This window comes from Paenibacillus sp. 276b (assembly GCF_900107875.1).
In the GTDB taxonomy this organism is placed as follows: domain Bacteria; phylum Bacillota; class Bacilli; order Paenibacillales; family Paenibacillaceae; genus Paenibacillus; species Paenibacillus marchantiae.
Genome location: NZ_FNRR01000002.1, coordinates 681,450 through 703,642 on the forward strand (window position 1 = coordinate 681,450; position 22,193 = coordinate 703,642).

22 protein-coding genes and 1 pseudogene are annotated in these 22,193 nt (G+C 40.2%); 21 read left to right on the top strand and 2 right to left on the bottom strand.

The genetic code is table 11. From position 1 onward, the window contains the following. Window positions 1-9: 9 nt before the first annotated feature. The gene (locus BLV50_RS13900; RefSeq protein ID WP_090808269.1) at window positions 10-2,046 is read left to right on the top strand and encodes a B12-binding domain-containing radical SAM protein; all 2,037 of its coding nucleotides are present in this window, start codon (window positions 10-12) and stop codon (window positions 2,044-2,046) included. On the opposite strand, the gene BLV50_RS13905 is transcribed toward BLV50_RS13900, so the two are convergent. Next, entirely contained in the window at window positions 2,039-2,323 is a 285-nt protein-coding gene (locus BLV50_RS13905) for a hypothetical protein (RefSeq protein WP_090808271.1), read from the bottom strand. The two genes, BLV50_RS13900 and BLV50_RS13905, sit on opposite strands and share 8 nt — an antisense overlap. Before the next feature lie 440 nt (window positions 2,324-2,763). Here BLV50_RS13905 and thrC point away from each other — a divergent pair, with 440 nt between their 5' ends. The 18 genes from thrC (at window position 2,764) to BLV50_RS13995 (ending at window position 20,334) form a co-directional block, all read left to right on the top strand. Next, window positions 2,764-4,017, top strand: a complete 1,254-nt coding sequence (thrC, locus tag BLV50_RS13910; protein ID WP_090808273.1) for a threonine synthase — start codon at window positions 2,764-2,766, stop codon at window positions 4,015-4,017. 39 nt (window positions 4,018-4,056) lie between these two features. After that, window positions 4,057-4,560 (top strand): hypothetical protein, encoded by a 504-nt coding sequence (locus BLV50_RS13915; protein ID WP_090808274.1) that lies wholly within the window; start codon window positions 4,057-4,059, stop codon window positions 4,558-4,560. Between the two features lie 9 nt (window positions 4,561-4,569). Then, window positions 4,570-5,121, top strand: coding sequence for a thiamine pyrophosphate-dependent enzyme (locus BLV50_RS13920; protein WP_090808276.1), 552 nt, complete (start codon window positions 4,570-4,572; stop codon window positions 5,119-5,121). A gap of 47 nt (window positions 5,122-5,168) precedes the next feature. Continuing rightward, window positions 5,169-6,179 (top strand): beta/alpha barrel domain-containing protein, encoded by a 1,011-nt coding sequence (locus tag BLV50_RS13925; RefSeq protein ID WP_218135395.1) that lies wholly within the window; start codon window positions 5,169-5,171, stop codon window positions 6,177-6,179. An 11-nt stretch (window positions 6,180-6,190) separates the two neighbouring features. Then, window positions 6,191-7,093 carry a phosphoenolpyruvate mutase gene (aepX, locus tag BLV50_RS13930; protein ID WP_090808280.1) on the top strand — a complete coding sequence of 301 codons (903 nt, stop codon included), beginning with the start codon at window positions 6,191-6,193 and terminating at the stop codon, window positions 7,091-7,093. A gap of 20 nt (window positions 7,094-7,113) precedes the next feature. Continuing rightward, entirely contained in the window at window positions 7,114-7,953 is an 840-nt protein-coding gene (locus BLV50_RS13935; RefSeq protein WP_177031184.1) for a phytanoyl-CoA dioxygenase family protein, read from the top strand. A gap of 71 nt (window positions 7,954-8,024) precedes the next feature. Beyond that, a complete protein-coding gene (locus BLV50_RS13940; protein ID WP_177031185.1) occupies window positions 8,025-9,065 on the top strand; it encodes a phosphoenolpyruvate carboxykinase (ATP) in 1,041 nt (346 codons plus the stop codon). 1 nt (window position 9,066) lies between these two features. Next, window positions 9,067-10,209 (top strand): nucleotidyltransferase domain-containing protein, encoded by a 1,143-nt coding sequence (locus tag BLV50_RS13945; protein WP_177031186.1) that lies wholly within the window; start codon window positions 9,067-9,069, stop codon window positions 10,207-10,209. 15 nt (window positions 10,210-10,224) lie between these two features. Next, window positions 10,225-10,464 carry a hypothetical protein gene (locus tag BLV50_RS13950; RefSeq protein WP_090808285.1) on the top strand — a complete coding sequence of 80 codons (240 nt, stop codon included), beginning with the start codon at window positions 10,225-10,227 and terminating at the stop codon, window positions 10,462-10,464. A gap of 23 nt (window positions 10,465-10,487) precedes the next feature. Then, window positions 10,488-10,895, top strand: a complete 408-nt coding sequence (locus BLV50_RS13955) for a YjbQ family protein (protein ID WP_090808287.1) — start codon at window positions 10,488-10,490, stop codon at window positions 10,893-10,895. A 28-nt stretch (window positions 10,896-10,923) separates the two neighbouring features. Then, window positions 10,924-12,060, top strand: coding sequence for a pyridoxal-phosphate-dependent aminotransferase family protein (locus BLV50_RS13960; protein ID WP_090808819.1), 1,137 nt, complete (start codon window positions 10,924-10,926; stop codon window positions 12,058-12,060). After that, window positions 12,053-12,322, top strand: coding sequence for a glutaredoxin family protein (locus BLV50_RS13965; protein ID WP_090808289.1), 270 nt, complete (start codon window positions 12,053-12,055; stop codon window positions 12,320-12,322). Before BLV50_RS13960 ends, BLV50_RS13965 begins: the two co-directional genes overlap by 8 nt. After that, window positions 12,319-12,990: a metallophosphoesterase family protein gene (locus tag BLV50_RS13970; protein WP_090808291.1), complete on the top strand. Its 672-nt coding sequence runs from the start codon at window positions 12,319-12,321 to the stop codon at window positions 12,988-12,990. Before BLV50_RS13965 ends, BLV50_RS13970 begins: the two co-directional genes overlap by 4 nt. Window positions 12,991-13,006: 16 nt before the next feature. Further along, window positions 13,007-14,236 carry an ATP-grasp domain-containing protein gene (locus tag BLV50_RS13975; RefSeq protein WP_177031187.1) on the top strand — a complete coding sequence of 410 codons (1,230 nt, stop codon included), beginning with the start codon at window positions 13,007-13,009 and terminating at the stop codon, window positions 14,234-14,236. Continuing rightward, window positions 14,229-16,538, top strand: coding sequence for a hypothetical protein (locus BLV50_RS13980; protein ID WP_090808295.1), 2,310 nt, complete (start codon window positions 14,229-14,231; stop codon window positions 16,536-16,538). The genes BLV50_RS13975 and BLV50_RS13980 overlap by 8 nt, the downstream gene beginning before the upstream one ends. Window positions 16,539-16,623: 85 nt before the next feature. Next, the gene (locus BLV50_RS13985) at window positions 16,624-17,862 is read left to right on the top strand and encodes an ATP-grasp domain-containing protein (RefSeq protein WP_218135396.1); all 1,239 of its coding nucleotides are present in this window, start codon (window positions 16,624-16,626) and stop codon (window positions 17,860-17,862) included. Further along, window positions 17,855-19,108 (top strand): MFS transporter, encoded by a 1,254-nt coding sequence (locus BLV50_RS13990; RefSeq protein WP_090808299.1) that lies wholly within the window; start codon window positions 17,855-17,857, stop codon window positions 19,106-19,108. Before BLV50_RS13985 ends, BLV50_RS13990 begins: the two co-directional genes overlap by 8 nt. A gap of 92 nt (window positions 19,109-19,200) precedes the next feature. Then, window positions 19,201-20,334 (top strand): aminoacyl--tRNA ligase-related protein, encoded by a 1,134-nt coding sequence (locus BLV50_RS13995; RefSeq protein ID WP_090808301.1) that lies wholly within the window; start codon window positions 19,201-19,203, stop codon window positions 20,332-20,334. A gap of 145 nt (window positions 20,335-20,479) precedes the next feature. On the opposite strand, the pseudogene BLV50_RS14000 reads toward BLV50_RS13995, so the two are convergent. Next, a pseudogene (locus tag BLV50_RS14000) lies at window positions 20,480-20,771 on the bottom strand (ATP-binding cassette domain-containing protein); the annotation flags it as partial. Window positions 20,772-20,918: 147 nt separating this feature from the next. Between BLV50_RS14000 and BLV50_RS14005 the strand changes: the two are divergent. Together BLV50_RS14005 and BLV50_RS14010 are read left to right on the top strand one after the other, a co-directional pair. Further along, on the top strand, window positions 20,919-21,422 hold the full coding sequence (locus tag BLV50_RS14005) for a tyrosine-type recombinase/integrase (protein ID WP_090808303.1): 504 nt from the start codon (window positions 20,919-20,921) through the stop codon (window positions 21,420-21,422). A gap of 92 nt (window positions 21,423-21,514) precedes the next feature. Further along, window positions 21,515-22,081: a hypothetical protein gene (locus BLV50_RS14010; protein ID WP_090808305.1), complete on the top strand. Its 567-nt coding sequence runs from the start codon at window positions 21,515-21,517 to the stop codon at window positions 22,079-22,081. The last annotated feature ends 112 nt before the right edge of the window (window positions 22,082-22,193 follow it).

Here is a 22,193-nt window from a genome sequence, read left to right on the forward strand (position 1 = left end):
TTGTGAACCATGAAAGTTATTCTCTCTACATTAAATGCAAAGTACATCCATACCTCTTTGGCCTTGCGGTGTCTGAAGGCGTACAGTGAGAAGGATTTTGATATTGAGCTGGCCGAGTATACGATTAAGGACCCGGTCATGAATATCGTGTCCGATCTGTATCAGCGCGGTGCTGACATGATCGGGTTCTCGTGTTACATCTGGAACATTGAAGAGACAATCAAGGTCATTGATATTTTGAAAAAGGTTATGCCTGAGGTGAAAATTCTGCTCGGCGGGCCTGAAGTGTCCTACGACACGGAATATTGGATGAACCGGATTCCCAATGTCGATTTCATCGTGATGGGTGAAGGGGAAGAGACGCTGCATCAGCTTTTGACGGAGCTGGAGGGGGACAAGAAGTTCCACTTCGTCTATGGACTGGCGTATCGCAAAGGGGAAGAAGTCATTCTCATGCCGGGACGGCCAAAAGCGGATCTGAATGATTTGCCGTCACCGCACCGTTTTGAAGAGGATATCCCGGAGCTCGGGAAACGGGTTGTATATTTTGAGACTAGTCGGGGCTGTCCGTTCAGTTGTCAGTTCTGTCTGTCCAGTATCGAGGTCGGCGTGCGGTATTACGATATTGAGCGGACAAAGTCGGACATTCTGTACCTGATCGAGAAGGGCGCGAAGCTAATCAAGTTTGTGGACCGGACATTTAACATCAAGCGGGATTATGCGCTCGAAATGTTCAAATTCCTGATCGAGAATCATCAGGGGACGGTGTTCCAGTTTGAAATTACGGCTGATATTATGCGTCCCGAGGTACTGGACTATCTGGCAGAGAATGCGCCGCCAGGCACATTCCGGTTCGAAATTGGGGTTCAGTCCACGAATGATCCGACCAATGAACTGGTAAAACGACGCCAGAACTTCTCGAAGCTGAGTCGTACCGTGAACAAGGTAAAAGCCAGCGGTAAAATCGATCAGCATCTGGATCTCATCGCCGGACTGCCGGAGGAAGATTACAATACGTTCAGGAAGACGTTTAACGATGTTTTTGCTCTGGGGCCGGAAGAGCTTCAGCTTGGATTCCTCAAAATGCTTCGTGGTACCGGTCTGCGTCTGGATGCGGAGAAGTATAACTACACGTATATGGATCACGCGCCGTATGAGATTCTGGGCAGTGACGTGCTGCCGTTCAGCGACATCGTGCGCTTGAAGCGGCTGGAAGATGTGCTGGAGAAATACTGGAACGCACACCGAATGGACCATACGCTGAAGTATCTGATGGAGCAGGAGTTCGATTCGCCATTTGACTTCTTCCAGGCGTTCGGGGATTACTGGGAGGGTCAGGGCTGGCAGAAGATCGGTCACCAGCTGGAGGATCTGTTCACTCGTCTGCACAGCTTCCTGGAGTCGCGCAACACGCCGCATATGGATATTGTGCTCGGCTTGATGAAGCTGGATTATTTCCTCGGCCACAAGTACAAACCACGCAAAATCTGGTGGGAAGATCCACTCCAGAAAGACCAGTGGGCGGGTTATATGAAAACGTTGGCTGAACGTCCGGAAGACGTTCGCCTGCCGCGTATTGCCGGTGCCACAGGCACGGCGTGGCTGGAAAGCAGCGGCACGAGTGCGATTACCGCTGCGGGAAGTTCGGCTGCTGCCGGTGAAGACTCTGCCGCGGATGCGGCGGGTGTGATCGGCAGCGATGGCGCGGCGTCGCTTCCTGGGGGCGACGCAACAGGGTCCGCCGCTGTTGGAGCGGCGGACGGGGTGGACGACAACGCTTCGCGTGCTTTGCCGATGACCTCAGCCATGACCGCACAGACGGTCATGGGTGCCCGTGCTTTCGCCGACCTCGGTCTCGGCGAAAAGGAACTGCAGAAGCACACCGTACTGGATGTGCTTCCGTTCCGGCTTGAGCGGGTGCTAGCTGGCGCCAGCCCGCTTGCCGCGAAAGGTCGGACGCTGCTGGTCGTTGTGTACCAGCAGCATGAAGGGCAGCAGGCGCAGTATTACACGCTGCCGCTGGGAGAAGAAGCCGCTGCTATGTAGGTGCAGCGGCTTGAGATAAGCACCGCAAGTATTGACGCGGTGCAACCTCATGAGATGCTGCACCCATTAGGCGCCGCATCTCACCCTTACGCGGCTTGCTATTGCACAAGCCGCGCCCCGCTCTGCCTTTTACCATATCCATATGTTCCAAAAGTATCGGAAGGTCGTCTAATTCCCCAACTGGGAAGAAGAAGGCCTTTCTTTTTTGTGTTGGAGATGCCTCTAACCGAGTAACGATGGCCCCATTCTCGTCTGACATGACCTTGATATGGATCATACGTCCGGAACTCTACCACTCGTTAATAGCTTGTCTTCCTTTTACCAGTTGGTCTGTTTATGGCTGGCTTTCCTCCTTGTAGAACGGTTCTTTTTTTATTTGATTCAATTTATACCGATGTTCCGAAGTAGTTTATTCTCCATACTATATACTCAAAAATTGTAATTATATAGAATATTATGTGATATAAAACTAACTTTTTCTTTTAAATTTAAAAATATGCAAAAAGTGCTTTTCAAGAGTAACGTCTTAGTGTAACATAGTGGAAAATAAAACCTTTTTTTGGATAATAAACAAGAATTAAGTCTAAACGACGAAGTTTATGCGATTGAATAGAACTATCATTTTGTTGTAAAACCATCTTTAAATAACCTACCAGGGCTACATGAAGTCAGAATAAGAGGGGGATAGGATAGACCTAGGAAGTCTATCGATAAAACATGAAATATATCTGTATAAATTGTGAGACGGAGTATAGTGAATTCCGTTATACATGTACCTGCAATGGGATGCTGGATATTCAACAAGACTTTAGTGCAGTCGATACGGACGCACTAAAACATCTTTTTCATCAGCGTTTGTCTGACCGCCGATCCATATATGCCAGTGGTGTATGGAGGTATAAGGAGCTTATTTTTCCGGATGTGGAAGAAGAGATGGTTGTTTCAAAATATGAAGGGAATACAGGGTTGTACAGTACGGAAACCGTAGAGCGATATGTGGGGGCAAGATCAGTATGGTTAAAAGCGCAAAGTGAAAACCCAAGTGGTTCCTTCAAAGATAATGGCATGACCGTTGCGGTTACACATGGTAAATCCATGGGATACAGCAGATTCACTTGTACCTCCACAGGAAATACATCCTCTTCATTAGCGATGTATGCAGCAATCGCACAAACAAAGTCCTATGTTTTTGTGCCTAATAAAAATATTTCTTTAAATAAAGTACTGCAGACCTTGGCGTATGGTGCAAATATTTTCTCCTTCGAAGGTACATATGATAACGGAATAAAATTTTTAGAAGAACATAGTGAATCACTGGGCCTATATATTTGTAATTCGATTAACCCATTTCGGATTGAAGGTCAGAAAAGCATTGTGTATGAACTTGCACAAGACCTGAATTGGGAACTGCCGGATTGGATTGTGGTGCCAGGTGGAGCTCTGAGTAATGTATCGGCTTTAGGAAAAGGTCTTTCCGATCTGTTCGCTTTGGGTTTTATTGATAAATTGCCTAGAGTTGCTGTGATTCAGGCAGAAGGGGCCAGCCCGTTCTATAAGATGATCGCTGCACAAAAACAAGTGCTTGAACCTGAGCCAAACCCATACACCTTAGCTTCAGCCCTTAATATTGGTGACCCACCAAGTTGGCGTAAAGCGATGCGTACACTCGGGGAAACCAACGGTGTAGCCATGTCTGTCACGGATGAGGAAATTTTAAATGCGAAGGCCGTGGTAGATGCTTCTGGAATCGGTTGTGAACCTGCTTCAGCAGCAACGGTAGCCGGTGTCAAAAAGTTAATACAAGCAAAGATAATCGATAAGGACGAAACGGTTGCATGCATCTTGACAGGCCATATTTTGAAGGATACAGACGCGCTTCGTATGTATCACATCGAAAAGGACCATCCATATTCCAATAAAATTATTTTATCTTCTCTTTCTTTGGATAGCATTGTTGAGAAAGTAAGATAACGGATTATACAAACTAACGTAGAGATGGAGATATTGTGAATGAGTAATGAAGCGTTAAGCATCACAAATGAATTATATGAACAAGGCTACAATGCGTATACTGGAGTGCCATGTTCATTATTAAAGGGACTATTTAGGATTTTAGAAGATAAGGAGTATGTTGAAAAGAAAGAGATTGTCTATATGCCCGCAATTCGGGAGGATTCTGCATTAGGTGTTGCAGTAGGTATGCATTTAGGTGGCAGGAAATGTGCAATTTTAATGCAAAATTCAGGTCTGGGCTATTCCATGAATGTTCTGACATCATTATATTCAATCTATCAAATTCCAGCTTTGTTAATAATCAGTTGGAGAGGGGCTTTTGAGAATGATGCAGTCGAACATGATCTCATTGGCGAGAGGCTTCTTCATGTACTAGATGCTATTAAAATACCTTATGTGGAATTTGACAAAGAACGTAGTGCAGCTTCTGTTAAAGCTTGTACTGAGCTTATTGAAAAGAGTAGCATGCCGGTTGCTTTGTTGATTAAAGAGGCGATTTAAGGAGGGCATATGAGGAAAATAGAAGTTATAGAAAAATTGATTACAGATTACCCAGATGCTCATATTATATCAACTTGTGGATACATTACGCGAGATTTGTATAATGCCAGTGATAGGCCAGAACACTTTTATATGGTTGGTTCAATGGGAATGGCTGCACCTATTGCCTTAGGATTGGCCAAAACGAATCCTCAAAACACATTTATTGTTCTGGATGGGGATGGGTCGTTTGTAATGAATTTTGGTATTACGCTTATGATTGCCGAGCACAAACCCTCCAATCTTATCCATATTGTTTTGGATAACGAAATGCATGAAAGTACAGGGGGACAACACACTGTTCCCATCTCAAACTCAAAAGAAATTATGGAAAATATAGGGTATAACAAGGTGCATGTTATTGAATCTTTAGATCAATTCCCGGAGAAAGTGGAAGAAGGCCCCGTTATGATCCACTGCAAGGTAGAAGCTAATTCAGGGAAAATTGGAAAACGTGTAGAGTGGACACCACAAGAAATTGTAAAACGCTTTACGTCTACTTTGGCTGTAAGTGTCTCTTGATTTGTACCTGTGAAACGGAGGTTTGAACCATTAGCCCAATATCGTTGTTGGATTGCACATTGAGAGATGGCGGAAATCTTAACATGTGGAAGTTTACACCTGAAGAGATTAAACTGCTGATCCATCAATTGGATCATGCAGGCGTTGAGATTATTGAAATTGGATATCGTGGTGGATCGGGCAGCAATCGATCCACTCAGGTTGGAAGCGTTGCTAAATGTGATGCTGAATTGATTCTCTCCCTTCCACAACAACTCAGGTATTCACAGTATGCCGTCATGGTAATCCCCGAAGTATGTGCACTTAATCAACTTGAAGACTTGCGAGACTCATGTGTGACTTGGATTCGTATTGCTGCATACCCCCAACATGTTCAACATGCATTAACCTATGTCTCTGTACTGAAGGATTGGGGATTTAAAGTTTGTTTTAACTTGATGTCAGCGAGTTATATTAGTGCTGGTGAATTAGCCATGATTGCCCATGAGGCCGAACATGCAGGCGCTGACGTCTTTTATTTTGCAGATTCGTACGGCGCTTTTCATCCTGACGATATTACAACCATTGTAAATACATTGAAGAATAAGACAGAGATACCGCTTGGGTTTCATGGACATAACAATCTTGGGTTGTCTTTTGCTAATACGCTGAGAGCTTTGGATTTAGGGGTGTCTTATATTGACACATCCATATGTGGAATGGCTAGAGGAGCAGGTAATTTGGCCACGGAACAATTCACAGCGGTTATGAATAAGTGGAAGCGGTATGGAGTGAAATATGATTTAACGCCAATATTACAGCTTTCCGAGTATTTCCTTGAGAAGGTATTAAAGGTACCGATGAAAATTGCCCAGTCGGAAATAATCTGTGGACTAAATAACTTACATTACTATTATTATCAGCACATTGATCGTGTTAGCAAAACGAATGGTCTTGATCCCATGTACCTTGGCTACCGAATTGGTCAGCTGATGCCGCATGGAGTCGACGCGGATATCGTGGAAAAGATAGGAGAAATAATTCAGCTAGAACAAGGAAGTACCATTCCCAAAAAGTGAGGAGATTTATTGTGAAAGCACAAAAACTCAGAAGTTTGTTTGCTGGTGATCGAATTATCCAAATCGTTGGAGCGCATGATGGATTAAGTGCAAAGCTGGTAGAGGAAGCAGGTTTTGACGGAATATGGGCAAGTGGTCTGGAAATTTCGGCAGTAAATGCTGTGCCAGATGCGAATATCCTCACGATGACGCAATATTTACAAGCCGCTGCTTCAATGGATGCTGTAACCAACATTCCGGTGATCGCAGATTGTGATTCGGGTTATGGAAATGTAAATAATGTGATGCATTTGGTACGTGAATACGAACGTAATGGTATTGCTGCTGTCTGCATGGAAGATAAATTGTTTCCTAAGTTAAATAGTTTTGCTGGCGGAGAACAAAAGCTCGCTACCATTGAAGAGTTTTCCGGGAAAATACGAGCTGCTAAGGATACACAGCGTAACCCTGATTTTATGGTAATTGCTAGAATTGAAGCACTCATTGCGGGTGCTGGAATGGATGAAGCTGTAGCAAGAGCGGAGGCTTATGAAGAATCAGGAGCAGACGCTATATTAATTCATTCTAAGAAAAATGATCCGTCTGAAATTTTGCATTTTTTAAGTCTCTATTCCAATAGATTACCCATCATCCTGGTACCCACAACCTACCCTCAGATTAGTGCCTCAGAACTGCAAGAGTTTGGAGTAAAAATGGTTATTTATGCAAATCATGGACTCAGAACTTCCATCCACGCGATCAGACAAACATTCCAGCAAATCAAATTAGCAGGAAATACCTTACAGATCGAAGATAAAATCGCATCGGTTCAAGATGTTTTTAAATTGCAAGGGCTTCAAGAAATGCTTGATGCTGAAGACTATTATACAGAACAAAGATATAAAAAGGTGGAAGTGCCGGTTATAAGTAAATAACGATAAAGGAGCTGTTTGCCTTGTTAACCATTGATCAGCTGCAATCCTATCATAAGGATGGATTCATTTTATTAAAGAATGTAATATCAGCCGAGGATTTAGAAAGGTTGAGATCGGCTATAGAATTGGTTTATCAAAAAGTTAACAGTGATCCTTTACAGTTCAAGACCAGGTATACCCAAAAGGATGAGGACTATGATACATGGGGCGTTGCGGATATCTTATCTCCGGAACTTCGCCATCCTTCTTTTGACGAGTTATTAGCTAATCCAAAAATGATGTCTTCTATATCTCAAATTATTGGTGATCAACTTCGATTTTGGACAATGCATTCTTTCTGGGCTCCTCAAAAAGTGGATTACAATCTTGTTTGGCACCGTGATCAGCAAGATCCCTATGATTTTGATCAACAAGGACAAACTACGTTTCTGTTAGCTAATCTTTCTTTATATGAAGATGAAGCTTTTAAAGCAGTTCCTGGTACGCATATCAGAGCATTGAATGAACAAGAACTGCAAGCAATTTTAAACAGAGAATCGGACCCCCTCCCTAATGAAGTCACACTGTATTGTGAACCTGGTGATCTCGTACTATTTAACGCTTTAATTCTTCACCGTGGATCTACTAAAGCGGGGAGTGAAAGACGAACTGTCCATTTTAGCTTGCAAGCCAAGGACGAAACGAAGGGCGGATATACGTCACGCCCTTGGATGAAGGATGAAGCATATAGACAAAGTCTTCACCCTGTAACCCAAGAACTCATTACTTCCTTAATTGAATGGGAGGATGCGAATCCTATAAAGAAATCTTTGGCCGGAATGCGAAGAGCCTATAGGGATCATAATCACATTACTAAGTAATTTCTAAATATCGAATAGAGGTGTTTGAAATCAAAACGATTACACTTCATTTTCTGAATTCAAATGTTGTTATGTTAGTTGAAGATGGAGTTCAAATAGACAGGGTGATTGACTTTTTCAGCACACATTTTGTTATCCATGAACCACTGGATGATACTTCTTCATGTATAGCGACCATTCGTATACAAAAGGGAGAAGCAGATCTTGCAAATTATGCTGATAATCATGGTTGGGAATCTGTTTATATTCGAAAAAGTGCATCTGCTTTTTTCACGATTCCGGCTGTACGTCAGCAAATCGGAGAAAAAGAACATTTATTCTGCAAGCATACAAATACGCTCTTAACGTTTGATGCTTCTAATAAATCCATTGAGATTACAAGTGGCGACATAACGTCTGAAGCATTTAATTTGATTTTAATTGAGCTGATTAGAGATGTCGTGATTAAGAATGAAGAAAACGAAGGAACCGTAATTCTTCATGCTTCATGTGCTTTCCGTAATGGTTTAGCCTACTTGATTACAGGGCCTAAAGGCTCTGGGAAAACAACGACAATCATGGAGTTGGTACATCGGTTCGGCTATCAATTAATGAGCGGAGACAAAACGTTTTTATTTGAAGAAAATGGTGTTCTGATGGCCAGTGGTTGGCCAGACTACCCCCATATCGGCATAGGAACACTTACCAAATACCCGGAAGTGATCAAGAAAGTAAATATGAACATTAATGCGGAAGAAATTAAGGATATTTGGTCACCCAAACATAAGGTAGCCGTTGATCCTCAATTATTCAGAGAATTAATGCCATCATCTGAACCAGGAGTACAATGCCCGGTGGCGTATATTTTTTATCCATCGGTCTCATCTTCTCCCGATTGCTTCATTGAATCGTTATCCGATCATCAAGATAGAATAGGAGAAAATATTGAAACAATACCAGCGAACAGCGACAGTTCCTGGAACCATTATATAAAAGTTAATCATGACAAGCTTCAACTATCTGTTAGCAAAATTACAGAAATGTTAGAGCAAGTGCAAGCGCTCCGAATCATCGGTTCAGGGGTACTGCCGGAACATGAGAGTATTTTATTACCACTTCATTCAGGAGGATAAAATGAACGAAAATATACAGCTTCAAGATCATGAAAGGCTTCTACTGCTCTGCTCACGTATTGAGATGACAGTAGAAAACGAAGAAGAAGCCAAAGGCATTATTGATAAGGGATTTGATATCGATAAACTGGTTTCTTTGGCGAATCGTCACAAGGTGCTGCAGCTGATCGGTGGCCACTTACTTCGATTGGATCAAACAGGAAAAATTAAAAACATGTATAAGCGATTATTCAATTCCTACTATATCAGTAATAAACATCGTAATGAACTGATGTTTGCCGAAGGCTTGCAGGTCTTACAGGCATTTGATCAACAATCGATTAAAGCGATTCCGCTCAAAGGCTTTGTGCTTCTTCCAAAGGTGTATAAAGATATGGGTCTTCGAATTTGTAATGATTTGGACTTCTTGATTGATTTATCGGATCGAAACAAAGTTTCTCAGGTGCTTAAATCACTTGGGTATGTGATTGGTGATTATGATTGGTCCAGTAACTCGATAAACCAAGTATCGAGACAAGAGGAAATGCTCTGGAAAATGCATATTGGCAACATTTATCCGCATGTAAAACTTTCCGAGGACCCAATTTTAAGGCATATCGATATTGATTTTTCTTACGATGTTGATCTAAAGAAAAATTATCAAGCTTCAAAAGAATTACTAGATAATGCGGTAAGAACTAATTTAGAAGATACACCTGCTTTTTTACTTGAAGAAATGGATTTTTTGATCCATATCGCCATCCATTTATATAAAGAAGCAACCAACGTTCAATGGGTATTACTGCATGCCGATTTAAATTTGATTAAGTTTTGCGATTTGCGAGAATGTACGCTGAACCTGTTGGAGAGCGGTCGATTGGATTGGAATTTACTCGCAAAACGAGCGAAGGACCTGCTTGCAACCGAAGCGTTGTTCTACTCTTTTTACTATTTGGATTACTTGTATGATGAACATTATTCAGACGAACTCCAACCGATTTTAAATATTAGAGATGAAACATTCCTGGAAAAGTACGGAGAGCTGGATTATGGCAGCGCCGTGAAATGGAAGAAATCATTTGTCGAGCGCTTCTTCTCCCTTTCGAATGCGGATGAATTAGAAGGAACTTCAAGACTGGAACAATTTAAAGAAAAAATGACATGAAAAGTAGGTGGAATTATGGATAATGAGTTGAAGCAAAAAGTAATCGAAATTGTCATGACAGTTACAAAACTCGAAAAAACACCTGCAGAGCAAGAAATTTTGCCGATTGATTCCTTTGCATCCGTAGCCATTATTGTTAAATTGGAGGATGATTTCAGCATAATGTTTGATGACAAGGATCTGGTTCTTGACAACTTTTTATCAATCGGCTCCATTGTCAACATGGTGACTGAAAAGAAATCATTAGTTAGCTAAATTTACGAATGTAGGAGCGCGCGATGTTAAAAGAAATAAAAATATCTTCGAAAGGCTCTGATCATTCCTATGATATTACAGAGCAAATTGAATGCTGTCTGGCAGAGATGGAAAAAGGCAGTGGGATCGTACATGTATGTGCAGTGGGAAGTACGATCGGCTTAACCGTCATGCGTTATGAACCCGGTGCGGTTCAAGATCTGTTACAGATGTTAAATGAAATCGCCCCCCATGAAAAAAAATATGAATATCAACATTTTCGTACGACTGGTGATATGAATGGAAGTTCTCACATCAAGAGTTCCATTTTAGGAACAAGCCTTTCGCTTCCTGTAAGAAATTGTAAATTAGCAATGTCTCCCACTCATCGTGTTGTGTTATTTGATTTTGATTTGCAGGAAGCAACCCGTACCCTTTTTATTGATTTATAGAGAGGAAAATATAACTATGAAACTTCGTATGGCAACTCCGGGACCGACGCAGGTTCCCAATGAAATTTTAATGGCTGGTGCAAAGGAAGTCATTCATCATCGTTCACCACAAATGCAGACATTGATTGAGGAAATTAATCAGGAGCTTCCCAAATGGTTTCGGACACAAAACGATGTTTACATCTTACTTTCATCAGGGACCGGGGCAATGGAGGCGGCAATTTCTAATAGCTTAGATATAGGTGACAAGGCAATCGTAGTGTCCAATGGGTATTTCGGTGAGCGATTTGTAGATATTTGCCGCATTCAGGGTGTCGAGGTGGTTGAGATCCGCACTCCATGGGGAACATCTGCCTCAATGGAATCCATTGAGGCAACGTACGAACTGCACCCGGATGCGAAAGCCATCTTAGTCGTCTATAGCGAGACTTCTACAGGAGTTAAGAACGATATCCAAAGTATTGGGCAGTATTTTAAGGATAAAGATACGCTCGTTATTGTGGATGCAATCAGTGGTTTGTTATCTCATGCGCTAGAGATGGACGAGTGGGGGCTGGATATCGTATTGGCAGCGTCACATAAAGGATTTATGATGCCACCTGGTCTCGCTTTTGTTAGTGTGTCCCCTAAAGCATGGAATGCCATTGATCGGGTGAAACCACGCAGTTATTATTTTTCTTTTGCACGTTATCGCAAATTTTATCCAATGGCTCCTTCAAGCCCAGGTGTATCCCTGCTTCAAGCTCTGCAGGTATCTTTACAATTATTAAATAATGAAGGTTACGATGCTTGTGTACGCAGACATCAAGGGATTGCTAAGGCGGCAGGAGCTGCACTTGAAGCATTAGGTTTTGAATTGTTCGTTCAGGATCCGAAGGTAAGAAGTAATACGGTTACCGTTGCTAAAGCACCTGCTGGTATATCAGCAAAAAGGTTACTTCAAATCCTCAGTAACCAATTTGGGCTTACCGTAACAGGCGGACAAGGTGAATTAAAAGATACCGGTATACGAATTGGTCATGTGGGTGCAGTAGATGTAATCGACATAATGGGTATTTTCGGTGCTATTGAAATGAGTTTAAGCGAAATGGGCTATACCTTTGATCGAGGAAGTAGTCTGAAAGCCATTCAAAATTCATTAGAGGAGGAATCAGTCTATGTTTAAGTTATACCAAAGAGAAAAATGTCCCTATTGTAAGCCTGTGAGGGAACTGTTAACCGACCTGGGTGTTTCTTATATCAATATCAATGTTACGAAAGAAAGATCTGAAAGAACAGAACTGATTGAGCTTACGGGTGTGCCTTTTGTCCCGGCTCTGCATGATGGAGATCATATTCTTTCGGGCCGCCTAGAAGATAACGAGCATATTCTTGCCTACATTCAACAGCATTTTTCCGAAGTGAAACAGGACGTTAATGCGAAATGAAGATCGCTTTAATTGGCGATATTCATAGTCGGTTTGCTCAAGCGGAACAAGTGGTAACCACAATACGTACAGATCAAACTGAAGCGGAAATCATATGTATGGGTGATGTTTTTGAAGTGGAGAAAAAACCTGTGTATTCAGCGGATGAAACTGCGATAGAACCGAAGCCATTATCCAACTATGTTATGAATTCTACGCATTCATTTATCCATACACTTAATACGTTTCCAGGCGTTATAGGTAATCAGGAAGAAAAATTGATGAAGCTCATGCCTTCAGTGAAAATACCTGAACATATCACTATATTTTTAGGTTATCCAAGAGAAATTACCAAAGGGGATCTGCTCTTTATCCATGGTCATCAGCTGTCATGGGTAGAGAGGGACCCCGACGTGTTCCATCCGTTAATTGAAAATGAAATGTTAACTTATCGGCTTTTTTTTTATGGTCATAATCATGATCAAAGATTATTTGGTGTCAATCATGTCAATGGAGAGATGCTTTATGAAGAAATTCCAATTCAGTTGGGGATTTCGATACGTTTGGACAAATATGAAAAATACCTTATTAATGTTGGAGATATAAAGAGCACACCTTCAAAATGGGCGATTTATTGTAGCGATGCGGATACCATAACCTTTTATGAGTTATCCCCTGCCAAAGTATAGAGAGGAGTTTCTCATTGTGGCTATTTTAATAATCAATCGAAGAAATCATGCCATCACACCCTATGAAAGCTGGTTAATCTCAACAAAACAAAAACTAGTGATGTTGTCTTCCTCCGAATACCAGTTAAGTTATAATCACGTTGTAAATAACTATGAACACATGGAATGGTTCGATCATTTCTCGGTCAATGGTAATGTCGAGAAGCGAGCTATTGCCCTACATAAAATATACAAGTTCACTGCCATCATTGCTATTTCTGAATCAGATCTGATTCGAGCAGCGGAATTACGTGACTATTTAGGCATTCCAGGCCAAACAATGGAGAGTGCTTTAGCATTTCGTAATAAAGTGATGATGAAAGACAAACTAAAACATACAGACATTCAACTGTCGCCTTATTGCAAGGTAACTTCTAGTCTGGACTTATTGAAGTTTGTTGCGTCTCATTCCTATCCAATCGTAGTGAAGAAAATAGACGGGACAGGCTCCAAAGAAGTAGCGATCATTCATACAGAATCAGAACTGGAGCACAGATTAGAAGAAGGCTTCAAGGGAGAATGGATCGCAGAGAAATTTGTATCGGGACGAATTTATCACATTGATGGTGTTGCGATGAATGGCGAGCTTTTATTTTGCTGGCCTTCCGTATACATTAATTCTTGTCTCGCTTATATGGATGCGAAACCATCGGGAAGTTATATTCTAGAAGCTGATAATCCACTTGTAACGCGGCTGAATGAAATGGTAAACCAGATTTTATCCTATATGCCATGTCCGGAGGTAATTGCATTCCACGCGGAGATTTTCCACACAGAGGATGATGAATTAATATTGTGCGAGATAGCCAGTCGTGTGGGGGGGTCCAAAATCGGTATAACATTAAAAACGGCCTTTAATATTGATTTAATGAAAACATGGGTTCAAATGCAATGTGGTATCCCGATATCCTGGGAATCCGTTGAGAGAGAGCCGCGGACTATCAGTGGTAATGTGCTTGTCCATCCAGGGAAAGGCACGTTTTTGGGCCCCCCAGAAACGGAGTACCCGGATGAGATAATCGATTTTGAGCTTCTTGCATCCTCTGACCAACACTTTAACTATGGTCGTAATTGCAATGATTGTCTGGCTTCCTTTGTTTTAATTGCCAATAGTGAACAGGATATAGAAGAACGATTACTAGCAGCAGTGGATTGGTTTCAAACGTCAATGAAATGGGAAAATGGAGAAATCATTCAACATGGATAATCCTTCAGTCATGCTTCGTTCATTACCATCTAAAAATCAGTTGCGCTTTTTTGTTAAAGATCGGATTGGAACAGTGGATTCACTAAAAATGGTGCCTGTTTTCGAAGAAAATCAAGAAAGCATCTTTGCTTTTCTGGAAAAGGAAGATTGTGCACATCTATTCTCGGATCGCCCATACGTACCCGTTGCTTCTGAGATCCATTATACAGACTCCATCGAAGAATGGATTGCACAGCATAATGCTGCTTTGCCTTCTACCTGCCGCGAAGTTTGTCTGTGGGTGGAGAGTTCAACGTGGGAGGTGGAAGAATCCCTTTTTGCGTTATTATATGCTATTTATTTTAACAAGAAAGTGGTAAGTCTGAATAGCTTGGATGAGTTCACCGATAATAAAGGGCTAAGTGTCAGAAACCACGATGACTCTTGGTTTTTTATTATGCCTTACTCACTTTTAGATGGCGAAAGTCATCTTAAACTGGCTCATTTTGCAAAGCCCATGGGATTTCTACCTTTTACCGATTACACTACTTTAAGTTTGTATTTGTTAAAGCGTATCGTGCTTGAGGATAAGGTGAACAGCGGCATGCGGTTGAATTCTGTGCTGGCCAATCGGATTAAACTCCGAGAGGATGAGGCCATACAAGCCGACGCGGGTAAGATAGAAGCCCATTACTTACCTCGAGATCATTGTACCCTGGAAAGAACATCAGACTTAATGTTCCGACAAAGCAGGCTGCTCGAGTTTAACTATATGTCACATTGTCGCGAATGTGCGATCGTAATGAATGATTATTTGTTTTGTAGTGTGCAGGCAGGTGAACCCGATACCGATAACATCCCTGAAGAATGTAATAAATTTGCACCACGTTGCCTGTTACACACAGACCAATGCTGTATTGAAAATCGCAAACGGTTTTCCATCAAGGACCTGTATGCCAAATTTCTGTTTTTGAATGGTTGCAACCTTGGTGACGGAGCACAGAGCTTTATTCCTTACCGTCATACGATAGTTAGAAACCTTATTGAAGGGCATGCACTAAGCGTCATTACAACACCAAGCATTAAAATCGGTGATGTTTCTGAAAATATTCTGGCCCATAATATATCAAAATACGGGTATACCGAAGGGATCAAAATACAGTATATCAATGAATTTCTGAGGTATAGCGGTATTGAAAACAACCTTTACTATCAAATTGGAGATCCAAACTTGATGTATGGGGGTCTTAAAGTCAAGAAGACTCGTGTGTCCATGACTGATGCATCAGAGGTCAAAGTTACCCTGTCTGATATAGCTCAAGAAACATATGCTGAGGTTGATATTCAGGTGGAAGAATCGAGTTTGCATGGGCTGGATCTTGCAAAAATATCCCTTATGGACTCGGATCATAGACAAATACCTTTACATCAGAAGAAACTTTACTTCGCTTTTATTAAAAGTGATGTTTCCAGAGTGAAGTTGCTTTTGTTCTCAAACCAACCGTTTGAAAGTGATGAGATTCATGTGGTAATAACCGTACGAAATCATGTGGAAGAAGCGATGAAGCGAATTGAAATCTATCAAGATAGTCTGGATTTTTTTAAGGAATGTGTTTCCATAGGCAGCAATTTAAAAGGGAAAATAGAGGATATTCATAACTACTGGAAATCAGTCCCTTATTTATATCGTCGATATCGTTATTGTTTACAGTCGAGAAACAAGCTGGAAAAGATTATGCACAAGTTGGAACAGAAATATTCGAATGTGAGTCAAGAAATATATAGTCAGATGGTTTCCTATACAAGCAGCAAAAGAGATATATTTTTTGAAAAGATAAGTGAAAAGCGTACGAATATCACTGCGCTTGCCTTTACTTCTACTTGTTATGATTGTGGTTATGCAAGTGCTAGATTTGAATCTTCGATTATGACAGGACCAGGGAAGTCAGTGAAACGAATAAGTTACAAATGTTTTCAGTGTGGATGCATTTCTGATTTTCCTGAGGCTGCATTGTTGATCAAAGGGAACCCATATCTCCGTTTTGGGAGAGAGGGTTTAGAGGCAAAATTGTATGAGATAAGTAATCAGCAAAATGAGCCTCTCGAAATAAACATTTCAGGGATTAGCATTGATAGCGAACTTATTGATGTGGAGATTGATCAGGATAAATTGGGAATTCAGCCAGGTGAAAGTTCATCCATATTTATTAAGTTGAAGCCAAGCTCGGAATTAAAGCAAGGTGTGTACTTGTTCTCTTTTTATATCTTGGTGAACAGTCAATTCTATTACTTTTCCAAAACATTTGGATATGAAGAAAAGTAATAAATACAAGTAGTGAGCAGGCATTTACTCCAATATAAGTGGCGTATTAGAACTAATATTGGAATGCAATTATTATGGAAATGGAGTGGAGCTTGTGCGAACGGTTATCATAAATAGGTTTTCTCCCAATACAGTCAATTACGAAGAGTGGCTCCGTGGTATTAATAGTGAATTCATAATCTTTTCGAAGCATAAACATATCGAGCATTTTGGTGAGTTCTTCGATGAGAAAATTGGATATGAGAATATCGATACTGACGAAAGAGTCTTTTCCGCGATTGTGCAGCTTCATCAAACAAAGAAAATCGATTGGATCATTGCTGCTCATGAATTTGATTTATTGAAAGCGGGACAGCTTAGAGAATACCTAAATATTAAAGGGCAAACCGCGGAAAGTGCACTTGCTTTCAGAGATAAAGTTGTTATGAAAGAGATGGTTTCCGAAGTAGCTAACGTACCTGCGTTCGTAAGAATAAATCATGTATTTGATTTAATGGAATTTAAAAAGAAGCATGGTCTTCCTATAGTGATCAAGCCGGTGGATAGCGCTGCTTCTGTAGGTGTGAAAATTGTTCGTGATGAAACCGATTTTGAGCGTCTTCTAGCTAACGGTCTCGACAAGAATCTGGAGGCTGAATGTTTTGTTGATGGAGACATGTATCATATCGATGGATTATACGAGAATAATAAAATTTTATTGTATAGCCCTTCCCGCTATATCAATGGATGCCTGGCTTTTCAGGATAATAACTATTTGGGATCCGTGATGTTAGATAAAGAAGACTTGCTCTATGAAAGACTTCAGCAAACATTGCTAACCGTATTAAATGCACTCCCCGTACCCGATCATCCTATTGCATTTCATGCAGAGTTTTTTCATACGGGCAATGATCAAATATTATTATGTGAAGTCGCCTGTCGTGTGGGTGGAGGGGAAATTAATGACGGTGTAAAGTATGCGACTGGAATTGACATATTGCAAGAATCTATAAGATCCCAATGCGGTCAAACCATCAAATTAAACCAGACCTCGAATAGACTAACGGGTTGGATGTTAGTACCTCCTCAAAATGGGAAGTTGTTATCTGTTAATTCTAATCTGCCCTTTGAATGGGTACTAAAGTGCACCATAAAAGAAGAAAACATCGGAAAGTCATTTAATGGTGCCGAATCAAGCGTAGATGCCATTGCTTCATTATTAATATATGGAGATAGTCAGACAGAGATAGAAAATCGGCTGCATATGTTGTATTTATGGTTCCAAGAAAACACAGTGTGGGAATACCGCACTGACCCAGTAATCATAGGACATACCCATGAGTGAATTTTTTCAATTGCATCGTAATGTAAGACTGAGGGTTATTATTATTTTTTTTAGTACCCTCACATCCAATATGATCTTTCCTTTTATGGCTATCTATTTCGCCAGATTTATCGGAATTAGTGCAACAAGTATAATTCTTTCCATAGCCATTTTGTGTAATATTGCTGCAGGTATGTTGGGAGGATATTTCTCGGATCGGATAGGGCGTAAGAAATTGATGATTTTATCAGAGGGCTTACGTGTAATAACGTATCTCATGTTATTGTTATCTAACTTACCCGGTAACGCTTTTCCTTATATAACTATCGTTTTTTTTGTGATGAATAGTATATGTTCCGGATTATACGGTCCTGCATCAGAAGCAATGCTCCTTGATGTAACTAATTCAGCACAGAGAAAATTAATGTACAGTATATTATATTGGGCAACCAACCTGTCCATAGCTTTGGGGGGGACACTTGGAGCGTTATTATTCAATAAGCATTTGTTCTTTTTATTCATGTTGTTATTATTCACTTCCATATGCTCGTTTATCATTACTTACAAATTTATTGTAGAAACAAACTTGCCCCAAGAGGAGCAAAACAAAAAGAGAAATGTATTTAAGGACCTATTTCTTAATTATAGGACTGTAATGAAAGATTCTCTGTTTATCATTTTCATCCTAGCTAGTATGTTGTTATTTTCAATTGAAAGTCATTTGGCGAATTTTATAGCCATTCGATTAGAAAGTAACATTCAGGATTTTGTACTGTCACCTCTAAATTGGACGTTAGATGGGATACAGGTTTACGGTTATTTGAGAACAGAGAACACGATACTTGTGATTATTCTTTCAATTATTTTCACTCAATTCATTAAAGCGTGGCCTGAAAAAAGAACTATGTTTATAGGATTTTCAATGTATATTTTTGGTTATGTCATTTTATCATACAGCAATCAAGCGTGGATTTTATTCGGAATAATGGTAATAGCGGTTCTAGGTGAAGTGCTTTTTGTGCCCATTTATGAATCCCTTTTAGGAGATCTTGCCCCTGATCATTTGCGAGGTTCTTATTTGGCGCTTAACAAAATTGCCACTAAAGGTGCTAGTTTGATTGGTGCAATAGGGGTTTATTTAGCACATGTTTTATCACCAATAGGTATTACCATTTTTGTTGGTTTATCTGGTGTGATAGCGATCCTATTGTTATATATGATTATGCCCGCAATTTATGAGCGTCGTAAACAATTCAATGAAATATAGTCATTTATAAAATCAGTAGCGGGACTTTCTTAGATCACTCTGAGAGTCCTTCTTGATTTTATTTTGATTCAATCCGAAGGAGGTAAATAGTCATGTCTATACGGGTTCCTATTACAGGGGTGCTAAATGAAAAACAAGCAGATGCACTCACTTTAAAATTGGCCTACAGTATGGAGGGAATATGTGAATGTACATACGACGAAATCAATAGAGAGATCATTGTTAAAAGTGAAAACGAATCCAATACGGAATATGTACTTGGTATTATTCAAACAATGATCCTTGAAGAAAAAGAAATAAGAGCAATGGGATCTCGCTTGATTAAAACGCAAAATCAACAAAAGCAAACCTATCCTACCATTGATCAAACTGAAATAGCGAATTATTTCGATTTGAATGGAACAATGAAAAAAGAACTTGCAGTAGAACTGTATTCCATATTTGATTTGATTTTTCAAAACATCAGCCAAAACTACAACGCAAAAAACAGAAAATATTCCTCTCTTATCCCGCGTGAGGTAATGGATGTATGTAAATATGTAAATTACTTCCCTCAAAATGCATACTTTGTAGCTGAACTGCCTCATGACTATTACGTACTCAAACAAGTGAAAATTGAAAATGATATTGAAAATTTCGTTAGGTTGAATGAATTTATGCTTTCGCCTGCTGTATGTTTTCATTGTTACCAGGAGCTCAAAAATCAAGAAATAAAGGATTCGATCGTTTTCACGGCTGAAGGAAGTTGTTTTAGACACGAAGCAGCGTGGAGAGTGGGCCAACATCGAATGAACGAATTTTCAATGAGAGAAATTATTTATTTCGGACAACCAGAATTTGTTTTCCAAATACGTAATGATATTTTAGAGGAGATCTGGGATCTGTTCAATGAATTAGGTTTTTGCGGTAGGATAGAAACTGCGCACGACCCGTTCTATTTCCCTCAGGATTCCTCACGAGCCCAACATCAGATGCTTGCAGATATGAAATACGAATTAGTTGTGGAGATTCCCAATTCAGATATTTCCTTTTCCATTGCTTCATTTAATAATGTCAAAGATACGCTATGTAGGGAATTTGATATAACCTCCACAATAGATAAAAAATACCTGCATTCTGGTTGTGTAGCATTTGGTATTGATCGTTGGGTCTACGCCTTAATGTCCACTTTTGGGTTGGATATTCAATGTTACCCACAAAAAATACGTGAATATTACAGGAGATGATCAACAATATAAATTTTCATTAGCGCGCACAAAATGTTATAAAAGTGGTGGTAATGAAACCTGATTTAAAACTGTGTCACGGAATATTTCGTATCCCTAGAAGGGATGAGGGAGGTCTTTAATTGTCCCACTCAGTGCTATCTTATCATTGAAGCTGATCTTTATTTATTTTTCCATCTACAATTTCGATGATGCGGTTGCATCTTTTGGCGACTTCCAAATCATGCGTTACGATAATGACGGTTTTTCCTTGCTGATGGAGCTGCTGCAAGAGATTCATGATCTCCTCTCCGGTTTTTTTATCCAGATTTCCAGTCGGCTCATCGGCCAGAATTAATTCAGGTTCTCCGACCAAAGCTCTCGCTATGGCAGTCCCGCTGCTGTTGTCCAGCCGATAGTTCATCCGTTTTTTTGTGCATGTGCTCCATCAACTGTATTCAGTATATTTGTCCCAAGAAGAAAACCGAGCTTCCACATGTTATTATCGTAAAGGAAGTTGCTAAATTGCATAAATCGGTAACCAATCCTAAACATAAGGCCATTTTGTTTCTAGCCTATCTTCTGGACTTCGTGTAAGTGAAGTTGTGCGTTTGCGGTGCAGCGATCTTGATATTGAAAGGCAAACACTCATCGTGAGACAGGGGAAGGGGCAAAAGGATCGGAGAACGATCCTATCGAGTCTAGCGTGGGATATGGTGCAGAAATACGTCACTGAATATAGACCAACTCGTTGGCTCTTTCCAGGGAAATCTTCTGATCGGCATCTTACGGAGCGGAGTGTTCAGAAGGTTTTTGAAGAAGCCAGACAACGTGCAGACATTGTGAAAAAGGTTAGTATTCATGTCTTGAGGCACTCTTTTGCTACTCATTTGTTGGAAAACGGAACAGACCTGCGCTATATTCAGGAACTACTTGGTCACACGAGTGCACGAACAACACAGAGATATACCCATGTTAGTACGAAAAATATTCAGCGTATTCAGAGCCTATTGGATCGTTTGGATTTGGAAATTGAGTGCTTAATAAATCTCCCTTTTTCACCAATTTCTTCTTCGCAAATACTACACCATAGGTTATCATATACGTAGTTCACATATCATGCAGGATGTGTGGTATTTACGAAGTACATAAATTAGATGTTAAGTGAAATTACTAAAGTCTTATTTACGGAGGGATACATATGTTTATTTCAAAAGACCAACAAACAAAAATCCAACAACTAAATCAAATACTTGGGATGAAACATCGAAGCACACCATTTGATTTCAATAAAAAAGAAGATTGGATAGAAGCCATTGAGATGATTACTGCGGAGTACGTAGACTTTTGTGAGTATTGGGGAAGATTATCAAATTTGAATTCAAATTTAGATGAAAGTCTTGAATGTTTTTATCCAGCTAGTTGGGTGGAAATATCTCAAGAAGGCAAAGTAAAAGATGCAAAATTAAACAATGCAATCAAATCAGTAAATAAAGCCGAAGATTCTTTACGAGTATTAATGGAGCGAGCAGAAGAGAAGTGTAGAAAGATATGGATTTTGGTTTTTGAAAGTCAACAAAAAGCAGTTATAAAAGAATTTTTAGGAGAAGAAATGACATGCAGTATAGAGGATTTACAAGAGATTTTAGAAGAAGAGATCTTTGAGATGGCAACAGAAATAGAATATACAGGAAATGTCGAGAATTCGACACGAGAGTTCTCAAAAAACCTAAAACAAAAAATCGAATTGAAAAAATTAGAGAAGTAACTTCACTTAACATAATATTCAAGCGGTGGGTCCTTTTGAACTTTGGTCTGTGGTTGAATTTGAAGAGGTTTTTCAGCAGACAACCCCTTTGGGGTTCATGAATACAGAAACG